This is a genomic window from Allobosea sp. P4_C6, from assembly GCF_056402015.1.
The window spans coordinates 1-17470 of sequence record NZ_JBFUIF010000013.1; the positions used below are offsets into that span (position 1 = coordinate 1).

Consider the following 17470-nt stretch of genomic DNA (forward strand, 5'->3'; position numbering starts at 1 on the left):
GGTGTGGACCGGCGAGGCGCAGGTCGAATCGACCGCGAGCCTGGCGCCGGCCTGGTGCGCGATCTCGGCCGCGCCAGCGATGTCGGTGATGGTCCAGAGCGGGTTCGACGGCGTCTCGACCCAGATGAGCTTGGTCACGCCCGGCTTCACCGCGGCCTTAAGCGCGGTCAAATCGTCGGTCTCGACGAACTCGACGCTCAGGCCCCAGCGCGTCGCCTCAGTCAGGAGCCAGGCCCGCAGCGCCCAGTACATCACCTTGGAGGCGACGACATGGTCGCCGGGCGAGAGCGCCTGGAACACCGCCGTCGCCGCCGCCATGCCCGAGCCGAACAGCAGCGCCCCGGCCTTGGCCTCCTCCAGCATGGCGAGCACGGCCTGCGCCTCATGCACCGTCTCGTTGTCCGGCCGGCCATAGATGAAGCCGGAGGAGTAGCCATTGTCCGGGTCGCGCAGATAGGTCGTCGCGACATGGATCGGCGGCACCACCCCCTTCGTCACAGGATCGACCTTGCCCAGAGCCTGCGCGGCAAGGGAGCGAGGATGGAGCGGGCGCTTCGACATGCGGATATCCGGGAAAGTTCCATGAGCGACTGGAATGTCATCTGGCGCAAGCTGCATGCCCGACGCAACCTTGTCGCCTTGCGGCGCACCCGGAAGCCCCTCATCATGAATTCATGACGACGCTGCCGGAAACCTCCATCGATCGCCGCCCGCCGCTATGGGCCGCACTCGCCATCGCGATCCTGCCGGTGGTGGCCGCCTCGGTAGCGGGAAGCGCGGCGACCGTCCCGCAAATCCCGACCTGGTATGCCGGTCTCGTCAAACCGGCCTTCAATCCGCCGAACTGGATCTTCGCGCCGGTCTGGACGACGCTCTTCGCGCTGATGGCGCTCGCCGCGTTCCGCATCCTGCGCCTGCCGATCGGCCTTCCCGGCCGCCGGCGCGCGCTGGTGGTCTATCATCTGCAGCTTCTGCTCAATATCGGCTGGTCCTTCGCCTTCTTCGGCGCCAACAGCCCGGTTGCCGGCCTTGCCGTCATCATGGTCCTGCTGCTCCTGATCGCAGCAACCATCGCAGCCTTCCGGCCGCTCGACCGGCTCGCGTCGAACCTGCTCTGGCCCTATCTCGCCTGGGTCGGCTTCGCGACGCTGCTCAACGCCTCGATCTGGTGGCTGAACCGCTGAGCTTCATCCGCCGATCGAACGTTCGATCACCCTGAGCACGGTGGCGCGCAATTCGGCGATGGTGAAGGGCTTCGCCATCACTTCGGACACGATCGCCTCAAGGCTCTTGGCGCGCTCGCGCTGCTCGGCATAACCCGTCATCAGCATGATCGTCAGCTCGGGGAACTGCTGCTTGGCGGCCAGTGCGAGCGCGATGCCGTCCATCAGCGGCATGCGGATATCGGTCAGCAGCAGGTCGAAGCGGCCCTGCTCGGCGACGAGCAGGTCGAGCGCTTCGGCGCCGTCCGCGGCGGTGAGGCAGCTATGACCGTCCAGCGTGAGGCCGCGCGCGACCAGCGTGCGCAGAGGCTCCTCATCGTCGACGACCAGGATACGTGACATCGCAGCTCCTCAGAGCATTTTCGAGCGAAGGGGACACCGGTTCGCGTGCAGACAATGCGCCACGACAAAACCCTTCAGATACCCGGGAGCCCGGCCTGATCCTCGGTCTCGACCACGCCGACGAACGGCAGCTGCCGATAGGAATGGGCGACATCCATGCCGTAGCCCACAACGAAATAGTCCGGGCATTCGAAGCCGACATAGTCGGGCTGGATGTTGACGGCGCGCTTGTGCGGCTTCTCCAGGAGAACGGCGGAGGACACCTTCGCGGCGCCGCGTGCCGCCAGCAGGTCCTTGGCGAAGGCGAGCGTGCGGCCGGATTCCAGGATGTCGTCGACCAGCAGCACGTCGCGCCCGCGCACCTCGCTCTGCACGTCGCGCAGGATCTCGACCTGCCCCGACGAGACGGTGCCGGTCCGGTAGCTCGACAGGTGGATGAACTCGACCTGAGGGGCCAGGCCCACGCGATGCATCGCCCGGATCAGGTCGGCCGCGAACATGAAGCTTCCCTTCAGCACGGCGACGACGAGCAGGTCCTGGGGATTGCTGGCGGCGATGGCCTCGGCCATCTCCTCGTTGCGCCGCGCGATCGCAGCCTCGTCGTACAGAACCCTGATCCGCCTTTCCGGCATGATGTCTCCGTTTCGTATCCGGCCGCAGCGGGCCCTGCGCTTCCGATGCGCCGAGGCCTCGTGCAGCGATTATCCATGAACGCCGCCCGGCCGAATGCCATCGCCCGGTCGAGAGGCGCCCCGTCCTAGCAGCCTCAATGCGTGCTGGCGATATTGGCCGCTGTTGCAGCCGAAGTGAAGCGGACCCGTACGGAGCGGCCGTTCTCCGGCGGCGAAGCCAGCCGCGCCCTGAAGCGGATCAGTTCGGCCGGCTCGAGATTCGCCCGCGGCGGCTCGGCCGTCCAGGTGTACAAGGTCGCGCCCGCAACATCCTTCACCGCGACTTCGATCAGCGGCACCTTGGCCTGGCTCCGGGTGATGTTGGTGACGTCACCCTCGACCACGAGGAAGCGGTGCGCGCCGTCCTCAACGAGCCCGCTCTCGATCGCGCTCAGGCTCAAGCCCCGGACATTCACCGGCAGCCCGATCGTCTCGAAGATGCCTGCGAGCTGCGGCGCAGCGCGCACGACCATATTGCGCTGCCAGACGGCGAGGCCGAGCAGGGCAAGGCCGGCCAGAGCGGCCGCGGCCGGAAGCGCGGCGCCACGCTCACGCAAGGCGCCAATCCTCGGAATGCTCGCTTTGCCGGCGCCGCGCTTGCGCCGGCCCGCGGGCGGCACGGCGTCAGCGACCACAACGGATTCGGCCTCGGCTGCATCCCCGTTCTCGCTGGCTTCGGCGGCGAGCGCCGTGATCTCGGCATCGATCGCGGCGGCACGCTCCAGCTCCTCGGCCAAAAGGGCCTGCGTCTCCTGCTCGGTAGGTGCGTCGGGGAAGACGGCGGCCGGGTCGACATGCCACGCGTTCTTGCAGCTGGCGCATCTGACCTTTCGACCTTCCGGCCCCAGTTTGGCCGCGTCGAGTTCATACTGGCTGGCGCAGGAGGGGCAGACGATCAGCATGGATGCCGGGCAATCTCTTCGCAACGATGGCCGGGAGTCTCCGCTACGCTTCGTTCCGGCTTGGAGGCCACGACGGGCTCGCAAGGCACGGATGGCAGCGAACCGAAATGCCCGCTCCTATTGGCACGATTTATGGTTAACGCCCCGTGAAGAATCACTGGCGCAAGCTGTCCGCATCGCGCCTTTCCGGGCAGGCCTGCTTGCGGTGTAGGATCGGCGCGGATTCGCGTTTCGGTGAATGAGGAAGACCGCTTGGTTCGGTTCGAGAATGTCGGCCTGCGTTATGGCATGGGCCCGGAGGTGCTGAAGGACATCAACTTCAGTATCGCGCCGCGCTCGTTCCAATATCTGACCGGCCCGTCCGGCGCCGGCAAGACGACGCTGATGCGCCTGATCCTGATGGCGCTGAAGCCCACGCGCGGACTGGTCAACCTGTTCGGGCAGGACGTCTCGCGCCTCGACGCGGGGACGCTGACCGCGTTTCGCCGGCGCATGGGCGTGGTCTTCCAGGATTTCCGCCTGCTCGATCATCTCACCGTCTACGAAAATGTCGCGCTGCCGCTGCGCGTGCTCGGCAAAGAGGAGACGAGCTATCGCGCCGAGGTGGTCGAGCTGCTGCGCTGGGTCGGCCTCGGCGAGCGCATGCATGCCGTGCCCGCCGTCCTCTCGGGCGGCGAGAAGCAGCGTGCCGCGATCGCGCGCGCCCTGATCGGCCGGCCGGAACTGCTGCTCGCCGACGAGCCGACGGGCAATGTCGACCCCGGTCTCGGCCGGCGGCTGCTGCGTCTGTTCATGGAATTGCAGTCGCTCGGCACGGCGGTGATCATCGCGACTCACGACCTGAACCTGATGGAGATCTACGACGCGCCGCGTCTGGTGCTGGCCGACGGGCATCTGCATGTCGACGCTTGAGAGCGGCCATCACGAGCCGGAGCATGCCGAGCGTGCGCTGCCCTCCAATCTGCGGCGCGACCAGCCCCTCGTGCCGGTCGACAGCGTAGCAGGCCGCGCGCTGATGGCGGTGATCGCGATCCTGACCTTCCTGGCCGCCCTGAGCGCCGGTGCCGCCGTGCTCGCCGCACGCGCCTCCGACCAGTGGCGCGGCGCCATCTCCAACGAGATGACCATCCAGATCCGGCCCGATTCGCACCGCAACATCGAGGAGGACGTCAAGCGCGCGGTGGCAATGGCGCAGGCGCTGGGCGGCATCGACAGCGTCCGGGCCGTGCCCAAGGCCGAATCCGACAAGCTGCTCGAGCCCTGGCTCGGCACCGGCCTCGATCTCGTCGAACTGCCGATCCCCCGGCTCATCGTGCTCAAGCTCAAGCCGGGCGCCAGCCCCGATCTCGCCAGCTTCGGCCCGGCTCTTCGCCGCGATGTGCCGTCCGCCATCCTCGACGACCACCGGCTCTGGGTCCGGCGGCTCTCCGCGATGGCCGGCACCATCGTCATCTCCGGCTTCGCGGTTGTCCTGCTCGTGCTCGCGGCCGCGGCGCTCGCCGTCGCCTTCGCCACGCGCGGCGCGATGGCCGGCAGCCGCGACAGCGTCGAGGTGCTGCATTTCGTCGGCGCCGACGACGGCTTCATCGCCCGTGAATTCCAGAGCCGTTTCATCCGGCTCGGCCTCAAGGGCGGGGCCGTCGGCGGCCTTGCCGCCATTCTCGTCATCGCCATCATCGGCTTCATCGTCTCGCGCTGGCGAACGGCGCCGGAAGCCGAGCAATTGCAGGCCTTGTTCGGCGCGTTCGAGATCGGCTGGGCCGGCTATGCCGCGGTGATTCTCGTTGCCGTGGTGGTGGCCGCCATCGCCGGACTGGTGTCCCGCTTCACCGTCCGCCACTACCTCAGGATGCTGGCATGATCGTTTGTGGAGCGACGGCCGACCGTCAACGAAGTCTTCATTCCTGCGGCAAAAGCCGGCCGGTGGCCGCCGCCGTTATGCCCGATTGCCGGGTTATGCCAATAATATCATGGCCATGATCGGCAGCACGAACGACCATTTCGCGATGGAGCCGCCCGATTCCGCGGCCCGGCGCCCCGGCGCGGGTCGGCGGTTCTCGCTGCGCCGGATTCTGGCGATGAGCATGGCCATAGTCGCCTGTGCCGGCCTGATCCTGTCCGGCCTCGGCTATGCGCGTTTCGCCTCCGGCATCGATGCGCAGGAACCAGCGACCACGCCGCGCACCGATGCGATCGTCGTCGTCACCGGCGGCGCCCAGCGGATCGGCGACGCCATCGGCCTGCTCGGGGCCGACCGCGGTGCGCGGCTGCTGATCAGCGGCGTCAACGAGAAGACAGGCCGCGATGAGCTGGCCAAGCTGAACCCGGCCGCACGCGATCTGCTCGCCTGCTGCGTCGATCTCGACTATCGCGCCCGCAACACCATCGGCAACGCCATCGAGACCCGGCACTGGCTCCGCCAGCACGGCTTCGGCTCGCTGCTGGTCGTGACCTCGAACTACCACATGCCGCGCACGCTGGCCGAGTTCGCGCACGCCATGCCGGGCGTGAAGCTGATTCCGCACCCGGTCGTGACCGAGCATCTCGACACCTCCGGCTGGTGGCATCGTTGGGCGACGATCAAGATTCTCGCGCCCGAATACGTGAAATATCTGGTGGCCCGCCTGCGCAGCCTCGTCGAAAGCGATCCCGAAACCTCGCGGCTGTCCGTGATCGTCGGCGGCCGCAAGCCGGTCTCGTCGAAGCCGGCCGAGCTGATGGGGCCGGCAGCGGAGAAGCGGTCGCGGCTGCAGGGCCACGCGCGCCACGAAGGCTGACGCCCGAAACAACGCGACCGCGCTTGACCGGCGCCGCGTCTCGGGCTCATTGCGCAGCATGCTTGTTCTGCGCTCCCTCGTCTTCAACACCCTGTTCTATGCAAACCTCGTCCTCTGGCTGGTCTTCGGCGTTCTGCCGGCGCTGCTGCTGCCGAGGCGGATCATGCTGGCGGTGGCGATCGGCTGGTCGCTCTCCTCGCTCTGGCTGCTGCGAATCGTCGCCGGTACGCGTTGCGAGATCACCGGCCTCGAGAACATCCCGCAGGGCGGGCTGATGGTCGCGGCGAAGCACCAGTCCTTCGTGGAGACCTTCGCACTCGTCACGGTCTTCCGGAACCCGGTCTTCATCCTGAAGCGCGAACTGACATGGATCCCGTTTTTCGGCTGGGCCCTGAACAAGCTGCGCATGATCCCGGTCAATCGCGGCGCCCGGGCTCGCGCCCTGTCGCAGGTCACGCGCCGCGCCAAGGTCGAGCTCGGCCAGAACGGGCGGCAGCTCCTGATCTTCCCCGAGGGTACGCGCCGTGCCGCCGGTGCCCCGCCGGCCTACAAGTTCGGCGTCGCGCATATCTATGCCGAGCTCGGCGTGCCCTGCGTCCCGGTCGCGCTCAACACCGGCCTCTACTGGCCCCGCCGCAAGTTCCTGCGCCGTCCCGGCACGATCCGCATCGAGATCCTGCCGCCGATCATGCCGGGGCTCGACAAAATCTCCTTCCAGCGCGAGCTGCAGGAGCGGATCGAGACCGCCTGCGACAGGCTGCTGGCACAGGGGCGGACGGAACTCGCAGCGCTCGGGCTCGATCCGCTCGCCACTCCTGACAATCCCTGACAGCAGAGAGCGTCGCGAAGCAGGCATCTTCGGCCGCGACGCTTGACTTATCCCCAGAGCGTTCCCATTTTGTTCCTAGTTCAGGAGGAACGGACATGGCCGCTCTCGCCTATCGCTATACCCCCGATCTTTTCGACGAGCCGCTTGTGGCCCGCGAGATGCCGTTGCGCAGCACGGCAAGCCTCGGCGAGCGCCGCTTCACGGCCTGGCGCGGGCGCTCCGGCCGGCGTTACGTCGCCTCGGTCTTCACCGTCGATGACATCCACGCACTCGGTTTCACCGATGCCGTCCTGCTCGCGGTCTCGGCCGAGCGGCGTGTCATTGCGGCGCGCGATTCCGGCCCCTTCGGGGTCGAGGCAGCGCTGGGCCGCTGGCAGCGCGCGATCACGGCAGCCGGCGCGGCCGAGATCCACGTCCATCTCCTGGCAGAGGATGGGTTCAGCCGCCGCGCCGCCCTGCTCGACCTGATGCCGGAAGCTAATCCGGAAGCCTGATCAGCCTGACAGCGGCGGATGCGTCGCCGCGAGGCCGGGCGCGAGTTCCTGCGCCAAAGCGGCCAGGACCGGATCATAGATCCCCATCTTACGCAGATGCTCATGGGTCTGCAGCACATAGTCCGGGTTTTCCCCGGAGCTGCCGCGCCCCTGCCGGACGAGCTTGAGCAGCTCGGTCGCCGACAGCTTGCCAGCATATTGCAGGTGCTTGCGATCGGCGACGTAGACGAGGCCGCGCACCTCCCGGCCGTCCTCGAGCCTGAGCGGAACATGGCGCTCGATATAGACCGCGGTCGCCTGCTCGCGTGCCCGCAGATAGGACACGGTCTCCTGCGCCCGCGCGCCCGTGACCCGGAAGGCGAGCCCCCGGCAGACACCACCACGATCGAGCCCGAGGACCAGCCCGGGCCGCTCCGGCGTGCCGCGGTGGACATGCGAGAACACGCAGAGCGAGCGGTGATAGCCGTGAAGCCGCGCCTGCACGCTCTCCTCGAAGGCGAAGCCCGGCCGCCAGATCAGCGAGCCGTAGCCGAAGACCCAGAGATCCGCCTTGCCGAATTCGCTCGTCATCGCCATCCCATAATTTGGCCGTGCCGGCCTGCTTGCTGGCTCGCGCCATCCGGCGCAAGTGCCTTCCCGCTCTGGCGCCCGCTTTCCGGGCGAGCTAACAATCCGCCCGCCTTCGCGCAAGGAATGCCTGCCGCATGACCGATACCCTTCCGACGCGCCGCCGCCAGAGCCGGTTCTGGCTCTACGGCCCGTTCCTCCTGCTTGTCATTCTGGCCGCTGCCTGGTCCGCCTTCTGGTTCTATGCCCGCGCACGTGCCTCCGCCGAGATCGACACCGCGCTGGCGCGCGAGGCCGAGCGCGGCCGGGCCTGGACCTGCACCGACCGCACCATCGGCGGCTATCCCTTCCGCATCGAGCTGCGCTGCAACGCGCTTGCTCTCACCTCGACACGTTGGGGCGATGCCGTGCGCATCGAGACCGGCCCCGCCCTCGCCGTCGGCCAGATCTATTCGCCCAGCCTCGTGATCTTCGAACTGTCGGGCCCTGCGAAGGCGACCCTGCCGGAAGGCCGCACGCTCGACCTCACCTGGACGAATCTCGACGCCAGTTTCGCCTGGCGCAACCCGGAGCGCTTCGCGCTCGTCGCCAGCGATCTGACCGCCGTCCTGACCGTCCCCGGACTGAACCCGGAGACCTGGGGCAGCAAGACCCTGGAGGCGCATCTGCGGCGTAATCCGACCCGGCCGGCTCTTGAGCAAGCCGTCGACATCGCCGTCTCCGCCAAGGGCACGGTCCTGCCGCCGATCAACGCCCTGCTCGGCAACACCGACACCGGCGAGATCGACCTGCAGGCGACGCTGACCCAGGCCGAGAGCTTCCGGAAGGGCTTCAATCCCGATGCGCTGGAAAGCTGGCGCGCCGCCAACGGCATTTTCGACCTGACCCGCATGGTCTCGACCAAGGGCAAGGCGCGCGTCGACGGCAGCGGCCAGTTGCTGCTCGATCCGGCGCATCGCGTGGCGGGCGATCTCAGGCTGGCGGCGGCGGGCATCGAGCAGATCGGCGGCATCCGCATCGGCAACCTGCTCGGCGGCCTTGGCGGCTTGCTGGGCGGCCGCGGCGCCGATGCCGCGACGGCGCCCGGCCTCACTCCGCTGCCACCCGTCTCCCTGCGCGATGGCCGCGTCTTCATCGGCCCGTTTCGCCTGCCGCTCCAGCCGCTGCCGCCGCTGTATTGAGACATTTGCAGGCCGTCATGCTCGGGCTTGACCCGAGCATCTCCCGGCACGAAGGCGCTGGCGCCTCTCTCGGCATGAGTTTCTCGGGTCGGCGCTGCGCGCCGCCCGAGAATGACGCGCTCATAAAAAAGGGGCGCCTCGCGGCACCCCTTGAACTGTGTCGAAACCCGCCGACGGTCAGGCCGCAGGCAATGCGGCACGCGGCGCTTCGATGCGGGTGATCGCCTTCTTGACGGCCTCCTGCACCTTCTCGAAGGCGCGCACCTCGATCTGGCGGACGCGCTCGCGCGACACGCCGAACTCCTCGGAGAGTTGCTCCAGCGTGATCGGATCCTCGGCCAGGCGACGCGCCTCGAAGATGCGCCGCTCGCGCGGGTTCAGCACGTCCAGCGCCTCGCGCAGCGCGGTATGGCGGTTGCTGCTCTCCTCGGAATCGGCGAGGCGACGCTCCTGGCTTTCGGAATCATCGACCAGCCAGTCCTGCCACTCGCCTTCGCCATCCTCGCGCAACGGCGTGTTGAGCGAGGCATCACCGCCGAGGCGGCGGTTCATGTCGACCACGTCCTGCTCGTTGACGCCGAGCTTGGTCGCGATCTGCTGAACCTGGTCGGGGCGCAGATCGCCCTCGCCCAGCGCCGAGATCTTGCTCTTGGCCTTGCGCAGGTTGAAGAACAGCTTCTTCTGGTTGGCCGTGGTGCCCATCTTCACCAGCGACCAGGAGCGCAGGATGTATTCCTGGATCGAGGCCTTGATCCACCACATCGCATAGGTCGCGAGACGGAAGCCCTTGTCGGGTTCGAAGCGCTTGACCGCCTGCATCAGGCCGACATTGCCCTCGGACACGACTTCGCCGATCGGCAGGCCGTAACCGCGATAGCCCATGGCGATCTTGGCGACGAGCCGCAGATGCGAGGTCACAAGCTTATGCGCCGCATCGCGGTCGCCATGCTCGCGCCAACGCTTGGCCAGCATGTACTCCTGGCTCGGTTCCAGCATCGGGAACTTGCGGATTTCGTCGAGATAACGTGAAAGTCCGCCTTCGGCGGACAGGACGGGCAGCGAAGCACTCGCCATGCTCGTTCTCCTCATCGAGGCCCCCGCTTGGCGGCAGGCCCTCCGCGCGATCAACCTTCGCGCAGGCTTCGGACGAAGCAAACCAATCCAACGCGGGAACCAGTCATCGGTTCGGCTGGATCGCTCGCTTGCGGCGCCCCCTTGGCCATCCGCATCCGAACAACCCCAGTATATGCGAACTCACTCTGGCGGAAAGGTGGCAGCGACGCCGGATTCGCTCACAGCCTCGCGAGCGCTGCTTGCAGATTCGCAAAGTCCTCCGGCGGCTCGGATTCGAACAACATCTCCTCGCCGGTGGCCGGATGCTCGAAGCCGAGCACCGCCGCGTGCAAGGCCTGCCGGCCGAGCGCGGTGAGCGCCGCCTGTGCGTCCTCGGGCAGGCGGCTCGCCTTAGTGGCGAAGCCCGAGCCGTAGAGCTGGTCGCCGAGCAGCGGATGGCCGATATGGCTCATATGCACGCGGATCTGGTGCGTGCGCCCCGTTTCCAGCCGGCATTCGATCAGGCTGGCCAGCGGCTCGGTCTCGTCGAGCCCTTTGAGCAGGGGCGGATAGCGCTCGATCAGTTCGATGTGGGTGATCGCCTCGCGGCCACGCCCCTCGGGCACCACCATCATCTTCTCGCGGTTGCGGTTGGAGCGCTCGATCGGGGCATCGATCGTGCCCTGGCGAAGCCGCGGCGCGCGCCAGACGATGGCGAGATAGGCGCGCTGCAGCGGGCCGGTGCGGCCATGGTCGGCGAACTGCTTGGCGAGTTTCTGATGCGCTCGGTCGTTCTTGGCGACGACAAGCAGCCCGCTGGTATCCTTGTCGAGCCGGTGCACGATGCCCGGCCGCCTGACGCCGCCGATGCCCGAAAGGCTCTCGCCGCAATGGGCGATCAGGGCGTTGACCAGCGTGCCGTCCTCATGCCCGCCGGCCGGATGCACGACGAGCCCTGCCGGCTTGTCGATGACGATCAGGTGCTCGTCCTCGTAGACGACGTCGAGCGGAATATCCTGCCCGACCGGATCGGCAGGCTTGGCCTCGGGCATGACGAGGGCGAGTTCGTCGCCCTCCACCACCTTGCGGCTGCCGTCGCTGGCGACGGCGCCGTTAAGGCGCACGCCGCCCTCCTTGATGACCTGCTGCAGCCGCGCGCGCGAAATCTCGCCCGCGAGCAAGGTGAGCGCCTTGTCCAGACGCTGGCCAGCCTGTTCGGGGCCGACGTGCAGGGTCACGCCGGCATGTGGATCGGAAATGGATGTCATCGGGCCGCTATACGTCGCATGCGGCGCGACCGCACGCCTTTTCCACAGGGATCGCCGTCATCCTCGGACTTGACCCGAGGATCTTTCGAACAAGGAAGCGCAGGACCTGCCCCCTCTCCCCTTGCGGGAGAGGGTTGGGGTGAGGGGTCGCGCCGCCCTGAATCGTCGCGCTTCTTCGTAGACGTAAATTCTGAAGGGCAGCGCGACCCCTCATCCGTCTCGGCTCCGCCGAGCCACCTTCTCCCGCAAGGGGAGAAGGAAAGGGCTGCGCTCAGCCGAACAGGCGGAAACCGCTCTTCTTCGGTTCCTGCGGCGGCTCGTCGTCGGGCCCCGGATCGTCGGGCGCATGCGAGACCGGGAAGATCACCGGCTTGGGTGGTGCAGACTCGCGTGCAGGCGCAGCAGACTTGGTCTCCACCGGTTTGGACTCGACCGGCTTGGCATCCACGGGCTTCACGGGCTCTGCCGCCATCTGGACCGGCGGCAGGGGTTCCGATGCCGGTTTCAGCTCTTCCTTCGGCTGCACGGCAGGAGCCGCCGTCACCGTCGGCTCCGGCTTGGGCTCTTCCTTCGGGGCCGGCGGAGCCGCGACAGCCGCCGGCTCGATCGTCGTGACGGACTCCGGCTTGATCTCGATCAGCTTGGTCGAATCGTCGAGGTCGAACAGCACGTCGTCGATTGCCTGGGTCCGGCTGCCCAAAGTCGCCGGCGGCACGGTCCAGACGAAAGCATCGAGCCGGCCGGTGATCGGCGAGACCGGCATCCAATGATCAGAGACCAGCCCGTCCGCGACCCAGGCGGCATCGCGCGGCGCCCGTGTCGCCCGCGCCAGCCATTCGCGTACGCGGCCGTCGGCGCCGTGCTCGGCCTCCTCCAGTTCCGCCATCAGCAGGCAGGCGCGCACCGAGGCTCCGCCCGCCAGCAGCGGCTTCAGATTCTCGCGCGCCTTCGGGAACTCGCGCGCCTGTATCGCGGCGCCGGCCAGCGCCAGCACGCTTTCCGGATCGGCCGGCCGCAGCTTCGATAGGGTCGTCGCGCGGTTGAGCCGGTCGAGTGCGCTGTCGCCGGGGCGGGCATCGAGATAGGCCGCCGCGATGTCGGGATGCGGCGCTTCCTTCCAGGCGGCTTCGAGCAGCTTCGACGCCTTGCGGACGTCGCCACGCTCGGCCAGCATCCGGCCTGCGAGCGCAGCAGCCGGCGTCAGAGACGGCGCGAGCTTCACGGCTTCGAGCGCGGCCGCTAGAGCCTTCTCCGGCTCGCTATCGCGCGCCTGCAGCGCCTCGGCCGCCAGCAGGACGGCGCGCTGACGCCGGGCTTCGGCCTTGTCGGCCAGCCTGAGCGCGGCACGGCGCTCTACGGCCGTACGGGCCGCCTGCCAGTCGCCGGCATTGGTGTGGAAATCGAGCAGCGCGTCATTGGCCCAGGCGAGCGAGGGCGAACGGCGCACGGCGTCGTCGGCGAAGGCGCGCGCCGCCGTCATGTCCCCGCGCCGCTTCGCCTCGACGAAGAGCCCACGCAGGCCGAGCACCCGCGTCTCAGGCTTGTCGAGCATCGCCTTGAAAGCGGCCTCGGCCTGGCCGCGATCGCCCGAAAGCTGCGCGGTCTGCGCCTCCAGCAGCAGGGTCAGCGGCTCGTTGGGGACGAAGCGCCGTGCTTCGCCGGTATAGCGCCCGGCCGCGACCGGGTCGCCGGCGCCGATCGCGACCATGCCGCGCGACACCGCCTCGAAGCCGCGCGCCCGGCGCCTGGCCCGCGAGGACAGGCTGAAGGCCGAGGGCAGGCCGAAGACGAAGCGCAGCACCGCCCAGATCAGCAGGACGAGAAAGGCGAGCGCGACCACGCCGACGGCGGCGATCGCGACGCTGGTCTCGATCCGATAGCCCTGCCAGAGCACCGAGACCTCGCCCGGGCGATCCGCCAGCCAGACCGCGCCGAAGGCGAGGCAGGCGAAGACGGCGAGATAGACGAGAACGCGAACCATAGACCCTCTATCCTCCGTCAGCCGGCAGCGCCGAGCGCCGCGACCGCATCCTGCGCGATCTTGGCGATCGCCGCATCTGCCGCAGCCCGCTTTTGCAGATCGGCGCCGAAATCCGCACTGGCACGCCGCGCCGGCTCCGGCAACTGCGCCCACAACCCCGCCGCCTTCGCCATATCGCCGGAGGCGATGGCGCCTTCGAGCCGGATCGGCAGTGTCGCCGGGTCGTTCGAGCCGTTGTCGCCGACCGGCCTGACCGTGACGATCCGGCTCGCCAGCCCGAGCAACTTGTCAGACCAGCTGTCGGATTGCGGCGTGACCTCGCGCTGGAACATCGCCCCATGCTTGCGGAAGCCGGCGAGCAACACCTGCTGCGTTGGTGCGCCCGACGCCGCCACAATCGTCAAGGCAGCGACATCGGCCTGCGCGACGCCACTCTTCGTCAGCGCCGCGATATCGTTCGCGAAGGGGCGCCCGCCAGCAAGCGCGCGCTGCACCCGCTCGGCCAGCACGATCCGCGCCGCGGCCGTGGCTTCGGGACCCAGCGCCGCCGCGCTCTTCGCCTGCGTCTCGGCCGCACCGAGACGCCCCGCGATTTGCTCGAGTCGCTGGCCAAGTGCCGCCGTCGCAGCCTCAGCACGTTGGGCCTGCGCCGCGAAGGCGCTCGTATCGGGAGCCTGCGTATTCGCAACCGTACCGAGCTTCCCGGCCAGCGCCTGGACCTCCGATCCGGCTTTCGCTGCGGCCTCGGAAGCGGCCACCGCCTTGCGATCGGCCGCAGCGACACCCGTCTGCACGGTGTCGATCCGGCGGCGCAGTTCGCCGACCTGCTCGCTGCTCACCGCCGGGCCGGCGCGGTTCAGGGCCAGAAAAGCGCCTCCGGCCCCGACGATCCCGCCGATGAGACCGGCTGCAATCAGGGGAACCCAGGGCGTCGCTGCCGGCGCGCGACGCTCGGCGGCGTCTGCCGATGCTTCGACCGGCGGCGGCGCGAATTCCTGCGGCAGCGCCTCGGTTGGCGCCACCGCCTCCGGCGGATGAGTGTCCACGCCGGCAGCGCCAGGCTGCGCGACCGGCTCCTCCCCATCGGCCTTGAGCTCGATGGTCGGCGGCATGCGCTTGAGGCTGCCGCGCAGTTCCGGCCGGGCCGCACCGGGAGAGCCGGCACGCGTGGAGACCTGCTCCAGCGCAGCCAGCATGCCGGCCTCCTCGGGATGCTCGGCGACCAGCACCGTGCTCGCCCCGGCCGCGATCAGCGGCGCCGCGACATCGGCCGACAGGACGACATGGGTGAGTTCGAGCGCCTCGTCCGAAACGCCGGCCGCCTGGGCCAGCGTGATGAAGGTCCGTGCCCCGCGCGCCGAATAATGCAGGGCGGCATCGCCCGGCTGGCCGTGACGCAAAGCCGCCTGCGTGTCCTCGGGCAGGACGGAGACCGGCTCCGCCGCATAGGCGGTCCAGAGCTTCACGTCGTAGCCGGCCTGCTTGAGCCGGTCCGGCACATCCTCCTTGCGGTCCCGCGCGACGATCATCAGGAGCTTCGCCGGGGCCGGCAGCGTGCGCTTGATCAGCTCGATCAGGTCGTTGCGGTCGCCGTCGGCGCTGCGGGCATCGTCCAGCCCGGCTTCACGCACCTTGGCGGCGGTCCGTGCGCCGACCGTGAAGACCGGCAGATCGCGCCAGGTCGCCGGCCCCTCGGTCAGCGCGGGCAAGGCGTTGCCGCTGGTTAGCACGATCGCATCGAAGCTCCCGGCCGGCGTCTCATCCGACAGCCGGACCACCTCGAAGAGCGGCGCGACGAGCGGCTCGAAGCCGTGATCGGCGATGGCGCGCGCCGTCCGTTCGGCATCGGGACGGGGACGAAAGACGAAAACGCGCATTCACAGCTCCTGACAAGACGGGCGGCGACCACAGGACGATCCGCGAACGATGCAGCATTCCGCGATCGGGCCGCATTGAGGCGGAACAATGATCCTGTGCATGCCGTCCCCTTTTCATCCCTGCCGCAAAGGTCGCGGGCACGCCCCTTGGCCTTGCGCCCTGCCCCGCACTATACGAAGGAATTGCCGGCGAGGAACTGCCGGACGCAGGGCTTCATCCCGTTCTTCCGTTCTACGAGGTTAATCGAGCGATCATGCGTGTCCTTGGGATCGAGACGACCTGCGACGAAACGGCTGCCGCGATCGTCTCCGTCGAGCGCTCGGGCGAGAGCAAGATCCTGTCGAACGAAGTGCTGAGCCAGATCGCCGCCCATGCCGCCTATGGTGGCGTCGTGCCGGAAATCGCCGCACGCGCCCATGTCGAGGCGATCGACCGCATCATCGCGCGTGCCTTCGCGAATGCCGGTCTGAAGCCCGGCGACATCGATGCCGTCGCGGCTGCGGCCGGGCCCGGCCTCGTCGGCGGCGTCATGGTCGGCCTCACCGCCGGCAAGGCGATCGCACTCGCGACCGGCCGCCCCTTCATCGCGGTGAACCATCTCGAGGCTCACGCCCTGACCGCGCGCCTCACCGACGATCTCGCCTTCCCCTACCTGCTGCTGCTCGTCTCCGGCGGTCATACGCAGTTGCTCGCCGTGCGCGGCGTCGGCGACTACCTCAAGCTCGGCGGCACCATCGACGACGCCGTGGGCGAGGCCTTCGACAAGATCGCCAAGATGCTGGCCCTGCCCTATCCTGGCGGCCCCTCGGTCGAGCGTGAGGCACTGAAGGGCGATCCCGAGCGCTTCGACTTTCCCCGGCCGATGCAGGGGCGCACCAATCCGGACTTCTCTCTCTCCGGCCTCAAGACCGCCGTACGCCTCGTCGCCGAGCGGATCGCGCCGTTGTCGGACAACGACGTCGCCGATCTCTGCGCCTCCTTCCAGGCGGCGATCGTGGACGTCATGGTCGACCGGACCCGCGCCGGCTTGCGCGCCTGCCGCGAGGCCGGAATCACCCCCACGACGCTGGTCGTCGCTGGCGGCGTCGCCGCCAACCAGGCGATCCGCAGCGGCCTGACGCGGCTTGCGACAGAGGCCGGACTGCCGATGGTCGCCCCGCCGCAGGCGCTCTGCGGCGACAATGGCGCGATGATCGCCTGGGCCGGGCTGGAACGGCTGCGGCTCGGAATGGTCGACGACATGAGCGCCGTCGCCCGCCCGCGCTGGCCGCTCGACGAACTCTTGGCCAAGCCCGCGTCAGCCGCATGAAACGCGTGCCGGCCTATGCGACCGTCGGCGTCGTCGGCGCCGGCTCTTACGGCGCGGCGCTGGCGCTTGCAGCGACGCGCGCCGGACGCGCCGTCCGGCTCTGGGCTCGCGATCCCCTGACCATTGCGGCGATCGCGCGCAGCCGCCAGTCGCCGCGCCTGCCGGACATCGACCTCCCCGAGACGATCCGCGCCACGGCTTCGCTTGAAGACCTCGCCGGTTGCGACGCGCTGATCGTGGCCGTGCCCACCCAAAACCTGCGCTCGGCCTGCCAGAATCTGGCGGAAAAGCTGTCGGCCGACATGCCGATCGTCTCCGCGGCCAAGGGCATCGAGCAGGCGAGCGGACTGTTTCCGACGCAGATCATCGAAAGCGTCCTGCCCGGCGCCCGCACCGCGATCCTGTCCGGCCCCAGCTTCGCCAGCGATATCGGGCGCGGCCTGCCCACGGCGGTGACGCTCGCAGCGGCCGAGCCGGACTTGGCGCAAGGGCTGGCCGAGGCTCTGAGCTCGCCGGCCTTCCGCATCTACCATTCGGACGATCCGCTCGGTGTCGAGATCGGCGGCGCCGCCAAGAACGTGCTCGCCATCGCCGCCGGCATCGCGATCGGCCTGGGTTACGGCGAAAGCGCGCGCGCCGCGCTGGTGGCGCGCGGATTCGCGGAGCTGCGCCGCTTCGGCGAGGCCTATGGCGGCGAACCCGAAACGCTGATGGGCCTGTCCGGCCTCGGCGATGTCGTGCTGAGCTGCGCCTCGCCGCAATCGCGCAACTTCGCCTATGGGCTGGCGCTCGGACAGGGCAAGGCCCCGGCCGAGGCCTCCGGCGGCAAACTGGCCGAAGGCGCTTTCACCGCGCCGGTGCTGGTCGAGATGGCGAGGTCCCGGCATATCGAGACGCCGATCGCGGAAGCAGTCGCGGAGATCATCGCCGGGCGCATCGGCGTAGCGGAGGCCGTGGCTGCGTTGCTGGCTCGCCCCATTCGGGCCGAACGATAG

General features: G+C 68.8%; 18 protein-coding genes. 9 read left to right on the forward strand and 9 right to left on the reverse strand.

Annotated features, from left to right (window positions below):
• A partial coding sequence (locus AC1DVA_RS11670) for an aminotransferase class V-fold PLP-dependent enzyme (RefSeq protein WP_476806011.1) occupies window positions 1-561 on the reverse strand: 561 nt, incomplete at its 3' end.
• A 113-nt stretch (window positions 562-674) separates the two neighbouring features.
• On the opposite strand from AC1DVA_RS11670, the gene AC1DVA_RS11675 reads away from it, so the two are divergent.
• Complete coding sequence (locus AC1DVA_RS11675; protein ID WP_265050248.1) at window positions 675-1184, forward strand: TspO/MBR family protein; 510 nt, start codon at window positions 675-677, stop codon at window positions 1182-1184.
• Between the two features lie 3 nt (window positions 1185-1187).
• Here AC1DVA_RS11675 and AC1DVA_RS11680 read toward each other — a convergent pair whose 3' ends face one another.
• The 3 genes from AC1DVA_RS11680 to AC1DVA_RS11690 form a co-directional block, all read right to left on the reverse strand.
• Window positions 1188-1565, reverse strand: coding sequence for a response regulator (locus AC1DVA_RS11680; RefSeq protein ID WP_265050249.1), 378 nt, complete (start codon window positions 1563-1565; stop codon window positions 1188-1190).
• Between the two features lie 74 nt (window positions 1566-1639).
• Window positions 1640-2197 (reverse strand): hypoxanthine phosphoribosyltransferase, encoded by a 558-nt coding sequence (hpt, locus tag AC1DVA_RS11685; RefSeq protein ID WP_265050250.1) that lies wholly within the window; start codon window positions 2195-2197, stop codon window positions 1640-1642.
• 134 nt (window positions 2198-2331) lie between these two features.
• Window positions 2332-3138 (reverse strand): zinc-ribbon domain-containing protein, encoded by an 807-nt coding sequence (locus tag AC1DVA_RS11690; RefSeq protein ID WP_265050251.1) that lies wholly within the window; start codon window positions 3136-3138, stop codon window positions 2332-2334.
• Between the two features lie 288 nt (window positions 3139-3426).
• On the opposite strand from AC1DVA_RS11690, the gene ftsE reads away from it, so the two are divergent.
• From ftsE to AC1DVA_RS11715, 5 genes are all read left to right on the forward strand, one after another.
• Entirely contained in the window at window positions 3427-4050 is a 624-nt protein-coding gene (gene ftsE / locus AC1DVA_RS11695; protein ID WP_442865036.1) for a cell division ATP-binding protein FtsE, read from the forward strand.
• The gene (locus tag AC1DVA_RS11700; RefSeq protein WP_265050253.1) at window positions 4037-4999 is read left to right on the forward strand and encodes a cell division protein FtsX; all 963 of its coding nucleotides are present in this window, start codon (window positions 4037-4039) and stop codon (window positions 4997-4999) included. The genes ftsE and AC1DVA_RS11700 overlap by 14 nt, the downstream gene beginning before the upstream one ends.
• Before the next feature lie 115 nt (window positions 5000-5114).
• Complete coding sequence (locus AC1DVA_RS11705) at window positions 5115-5915, forward strand: YdcF family protein (RefSeq protein ID WP_476806012.1); 801 nt, start codon at window positions 5115-5117, stop codon at window positions 5913-5915.
• 58 nt (window positions 5916-5973) lie between these two features.
• Complete coding sequence (locus AC1DVA_RS11710; protein WP_265050254.1) at window positions 5974-6744, forward strand: lysophospholipid acyltransferase family protein; 771 nt, start codon at window positions 5974-5976, stop codon at window positions 6742-6744.
• 95 nt (window positions 6745-6839) lie between these two features.
• Window positions 6840-7238 (forward strand): hypothetical protein, encoded by a 399-nt coding sequence (locus AC1DVA_RS11715; protein ID WP_265050255.1) that lies wholly within the window; start codon window positions 6840-6842, stop codon window positions 7236-7238.
• On the opposite strand, the gene AC1DVA_RS11720 is transcribed toward AC1DVA_RS11715, so the two are convergent.
• A complete protein-coding gene (locus tag AC1DVA_RS11720) occupies window positions 7239-7808 on the reverse strand; it encodes a gamma-glutamylcyclotransferase (protein ID WP_265050256.1) in 570 nt (189 codons plus the stop codon).
• Window positions 7809-7942: 134 nt separating this feature from the next.
• Between AC1DVA_RS11720 and AC1DVA_RS11725 the strand changes: the two genes are divergently transcribed.
• Entirely contained in the window at window positions 7943-8986 is a 1044-nt protein-coding gene (locus tag AC1DVA_RS11725) for a DUF2125 domain-containing protein (protein WP_265050257.1), read from the forward strand.
• Between the two features lie 177 nt (window positions 8987-9163).
• Here the strand turns inward: AC1DVA_RS11725 and rpoH are convergent, their stop codons facing one another.
• The 4 genes from rpoH to AC1DVA_RS11745 form a co-directional block, all read right to left on the reverse strand.
• Window positions 9164-10060: an RNA polymerase sigma factor RpoH gene (rpoH, locus tag AC1DVA_RS11730; protein ID WP_265050258.1), complete on the reverse strand. Its 897-nt coding sequence runs from the start codon at window positions 10058-10060 to the stop codon at window positions 9164-9166.
• Between the two features lie 218 nt (window positions 10061-10278).
• Window positions 10279-11307 carry an RluA family pseudouridine synthase gene (locus AC1DVA_RS11735; protein WP_265050259.1) on the reverse strand — a complete coding sequence of 343 codons (1029 nt, stop codon included), beginning with the start codon at window positions 11305-11307 and terminating at the stop codon, window positions 10279-10281.
• 271 nt (window positions 11308-11578) lie between these two features.
• Window positions 11579-13288 (reverse strand): heme biosynthesis HemY N-terminal domain-containing protein, encoded by a 1710-nt coding sequence (locus AC1DVA_RS11740; protein WP_265050260.1) that lies wholly within the window; start codon window positions 13286-13288, stop codon window positions 11579-11581.
• A gap of 17 nt (window positions 13289-13305) precedes the next feature.
• Entirely contained in the window at window positions 13306-15165 is a 1860-nt protein-coding gene (locus AC1DVA_RS11745; RefSeq protein WP_476806013.1) for a uroporphyrinogen-III synthase, read from the reverse strand.
• A 254-nt stretch (window positions 15166-15419) separates the two neighbouring features.
• Here AC1DVA_RS11745 and tsaD point away from each other — a divergent pair, with 254 nt between their 5' ends.
• Together tsaD and AC1DVA_RS11755 are read left to right on the forward strand one after the other, a co-directional pair.
• Window positions 15420-16475 carry a tRNA (adenosine(37)-N6)-threonylcarbamoyltransferase complex transferase subunit TsaD gene (gene tsaD / locus AC1DVA_RS11750; RefSeq protein WP_265050262.1) on the forward strand — a complete coding sequence of 352 codons (1056 nt, stop codon included), beginning with the start codon at window positions 15420-15422 and terminating at the stop codon, window positions 16473-16475.
• The gene (locus tag AC1DVA_RS11755) at window positions 16472-17470 is read left to right on the forward strand and encodes an NAD(P)H-dependent glycerol-3-phosphate dehydrogenase (protein WP_476806014.1); all 999 of its coding nucleotides are present in this window, start codon (window positions 16472-16474) and stop codon (window positions 17468-17470) included. The genes tsaD and AC1DVA_RS11755 overlap by 4 nt, the downstream gene beginning before the upstream one ends.

What these genes read in the sequence shown, in the direction of transcription:
- AC1DVA_RS11715 (WP_265050255.1), top strand. Translation starts at nt 6,840, where the DNA reads ATGGCCGCTCTCGCCTATCGCTATACCCCCGATCTTTTCGACGAGCCG.
- rpoH (WP_265050258.1), bottom strand. Translation starts at nt 10,060, where the DNA reads ATGGCGAGTGCTTCGCTGCCCGTCCTGTCCGCCGAAGGCGGACTTTCA.
- tsaD (WP_265050262.1), top strand. Translation starts at nt 15,420, where the DNA reads ATGCGTGTCCTTGGGATCGAGACGACCTGCGACGAAACGGCTGCCGCG.
- AC1DVA_RS11725 (WP_265050257.1), top strand. Translation starts at nt 7,943, where the DNA reads ATGACCGATACCCTTCCGACGCGCCGCCGCCAGAGCCGGTTCTGGCTC.
- AC1DVA_RS11710 (WP_265050254.1), top strand. Translation starts at nt 5,974, where the DNA reads ATGCTTGTTCTGCGCTCCCTCGTCTTCAACACCCTGTTCTATGCAAAC.
- AC1DVA_RS11735 (WP_265050259.1), bottom strand. Translation starts at nt 11,307, where the DNA reads ATGACATCCATTTCCGATCCACATGCCGGCGTGACCCTGCACGTCGGC.
- ftsE (WP_442865036.1), top strand. Translation starts at nt 3,427, where the DNA reads ATGGGCCCGGAGGTGCTGAAGGACATCAACTTCAGTATCGCGCCGCGC.
- AC1DVA_RS11700 (WP_265050253.1), top strand. Translation starts at nt 4,037, where the DNA reads ATGTCGACGCTTGAGAGCGGCCATCACGAGCCGGAGCATGCCGAGCGT.
- AC1DVA_RS11680 (WP_265050249.1), bottom strand. Translation starts at nt 1,565, where the DNA reads ATGTCACGTATCCTGGTCGTCGACGATGAGGAGCCTCTGCGCACGCTG.
- AC1DVA_RS11690 (WP_265050251.1), bottom strand. Translation starts at nt 3,138, where the DNA reads ATGCTGATCGTCTGCCCCTCCTGCGCCAGCCAGTATGAACTCGACGCG.
- AC1DVA_RS11740 (WP_265050260.1), bottom strand. Translation starts at nt 13,288, where the DNA reads ATGGTTCGCGTTCTCGTCTATCTCGCCGTCTTCGCCTGCCTCGCCTTC.
- AC1DVA_RS11675 (WP_265050248.1), top strand. Translation starts at nt 675, where the DNA reads ATGACGACGCTGCCGGAAACCTCCATCGATCGCCGCCCGCCGCTATGG.
- AC1DVA_RS11705 (WP_476806012.1), top strand. Translation starts at nt 5,115, where the DNA reads ATGATCGGCAGCACGAACGACCATTTCGCGATGGAGCCGCCCGATTCC.
- AC1DVA_RS11745 (WP_476806013.1), bottom strand. Translation starts at nt 15,165, where the DNA reads ATGCGCGTTTTCGTCTTTCGTCCCCGTCCCGATGCCGAACGGACGGCG.
- AC1DVA_RS11755 (WP_476806014.1), top strand. Translation starts at nt 16,472, where the DNA reads ATGAAACGCGTGCCGGCCTATGCGACCGTCGGCGTCGTCGGCGCCGGC.
- AC1DVA_RS11720 (WP_265050256.1), bottom strand. Translation starts at nt 7,808, where the DNA reads ATGACGAGCGAATTCGGCAAGGCGGATCTCTGGGTCTTCGGCTACGGC.
- hpt (WP_265050250.1), bottom strand. Translation starts at nt 2,197, where the DNA reads ATGCCGGAAAGGCGGATCAGGGTTCTGTACGACGAGGCTGCGATCGCG.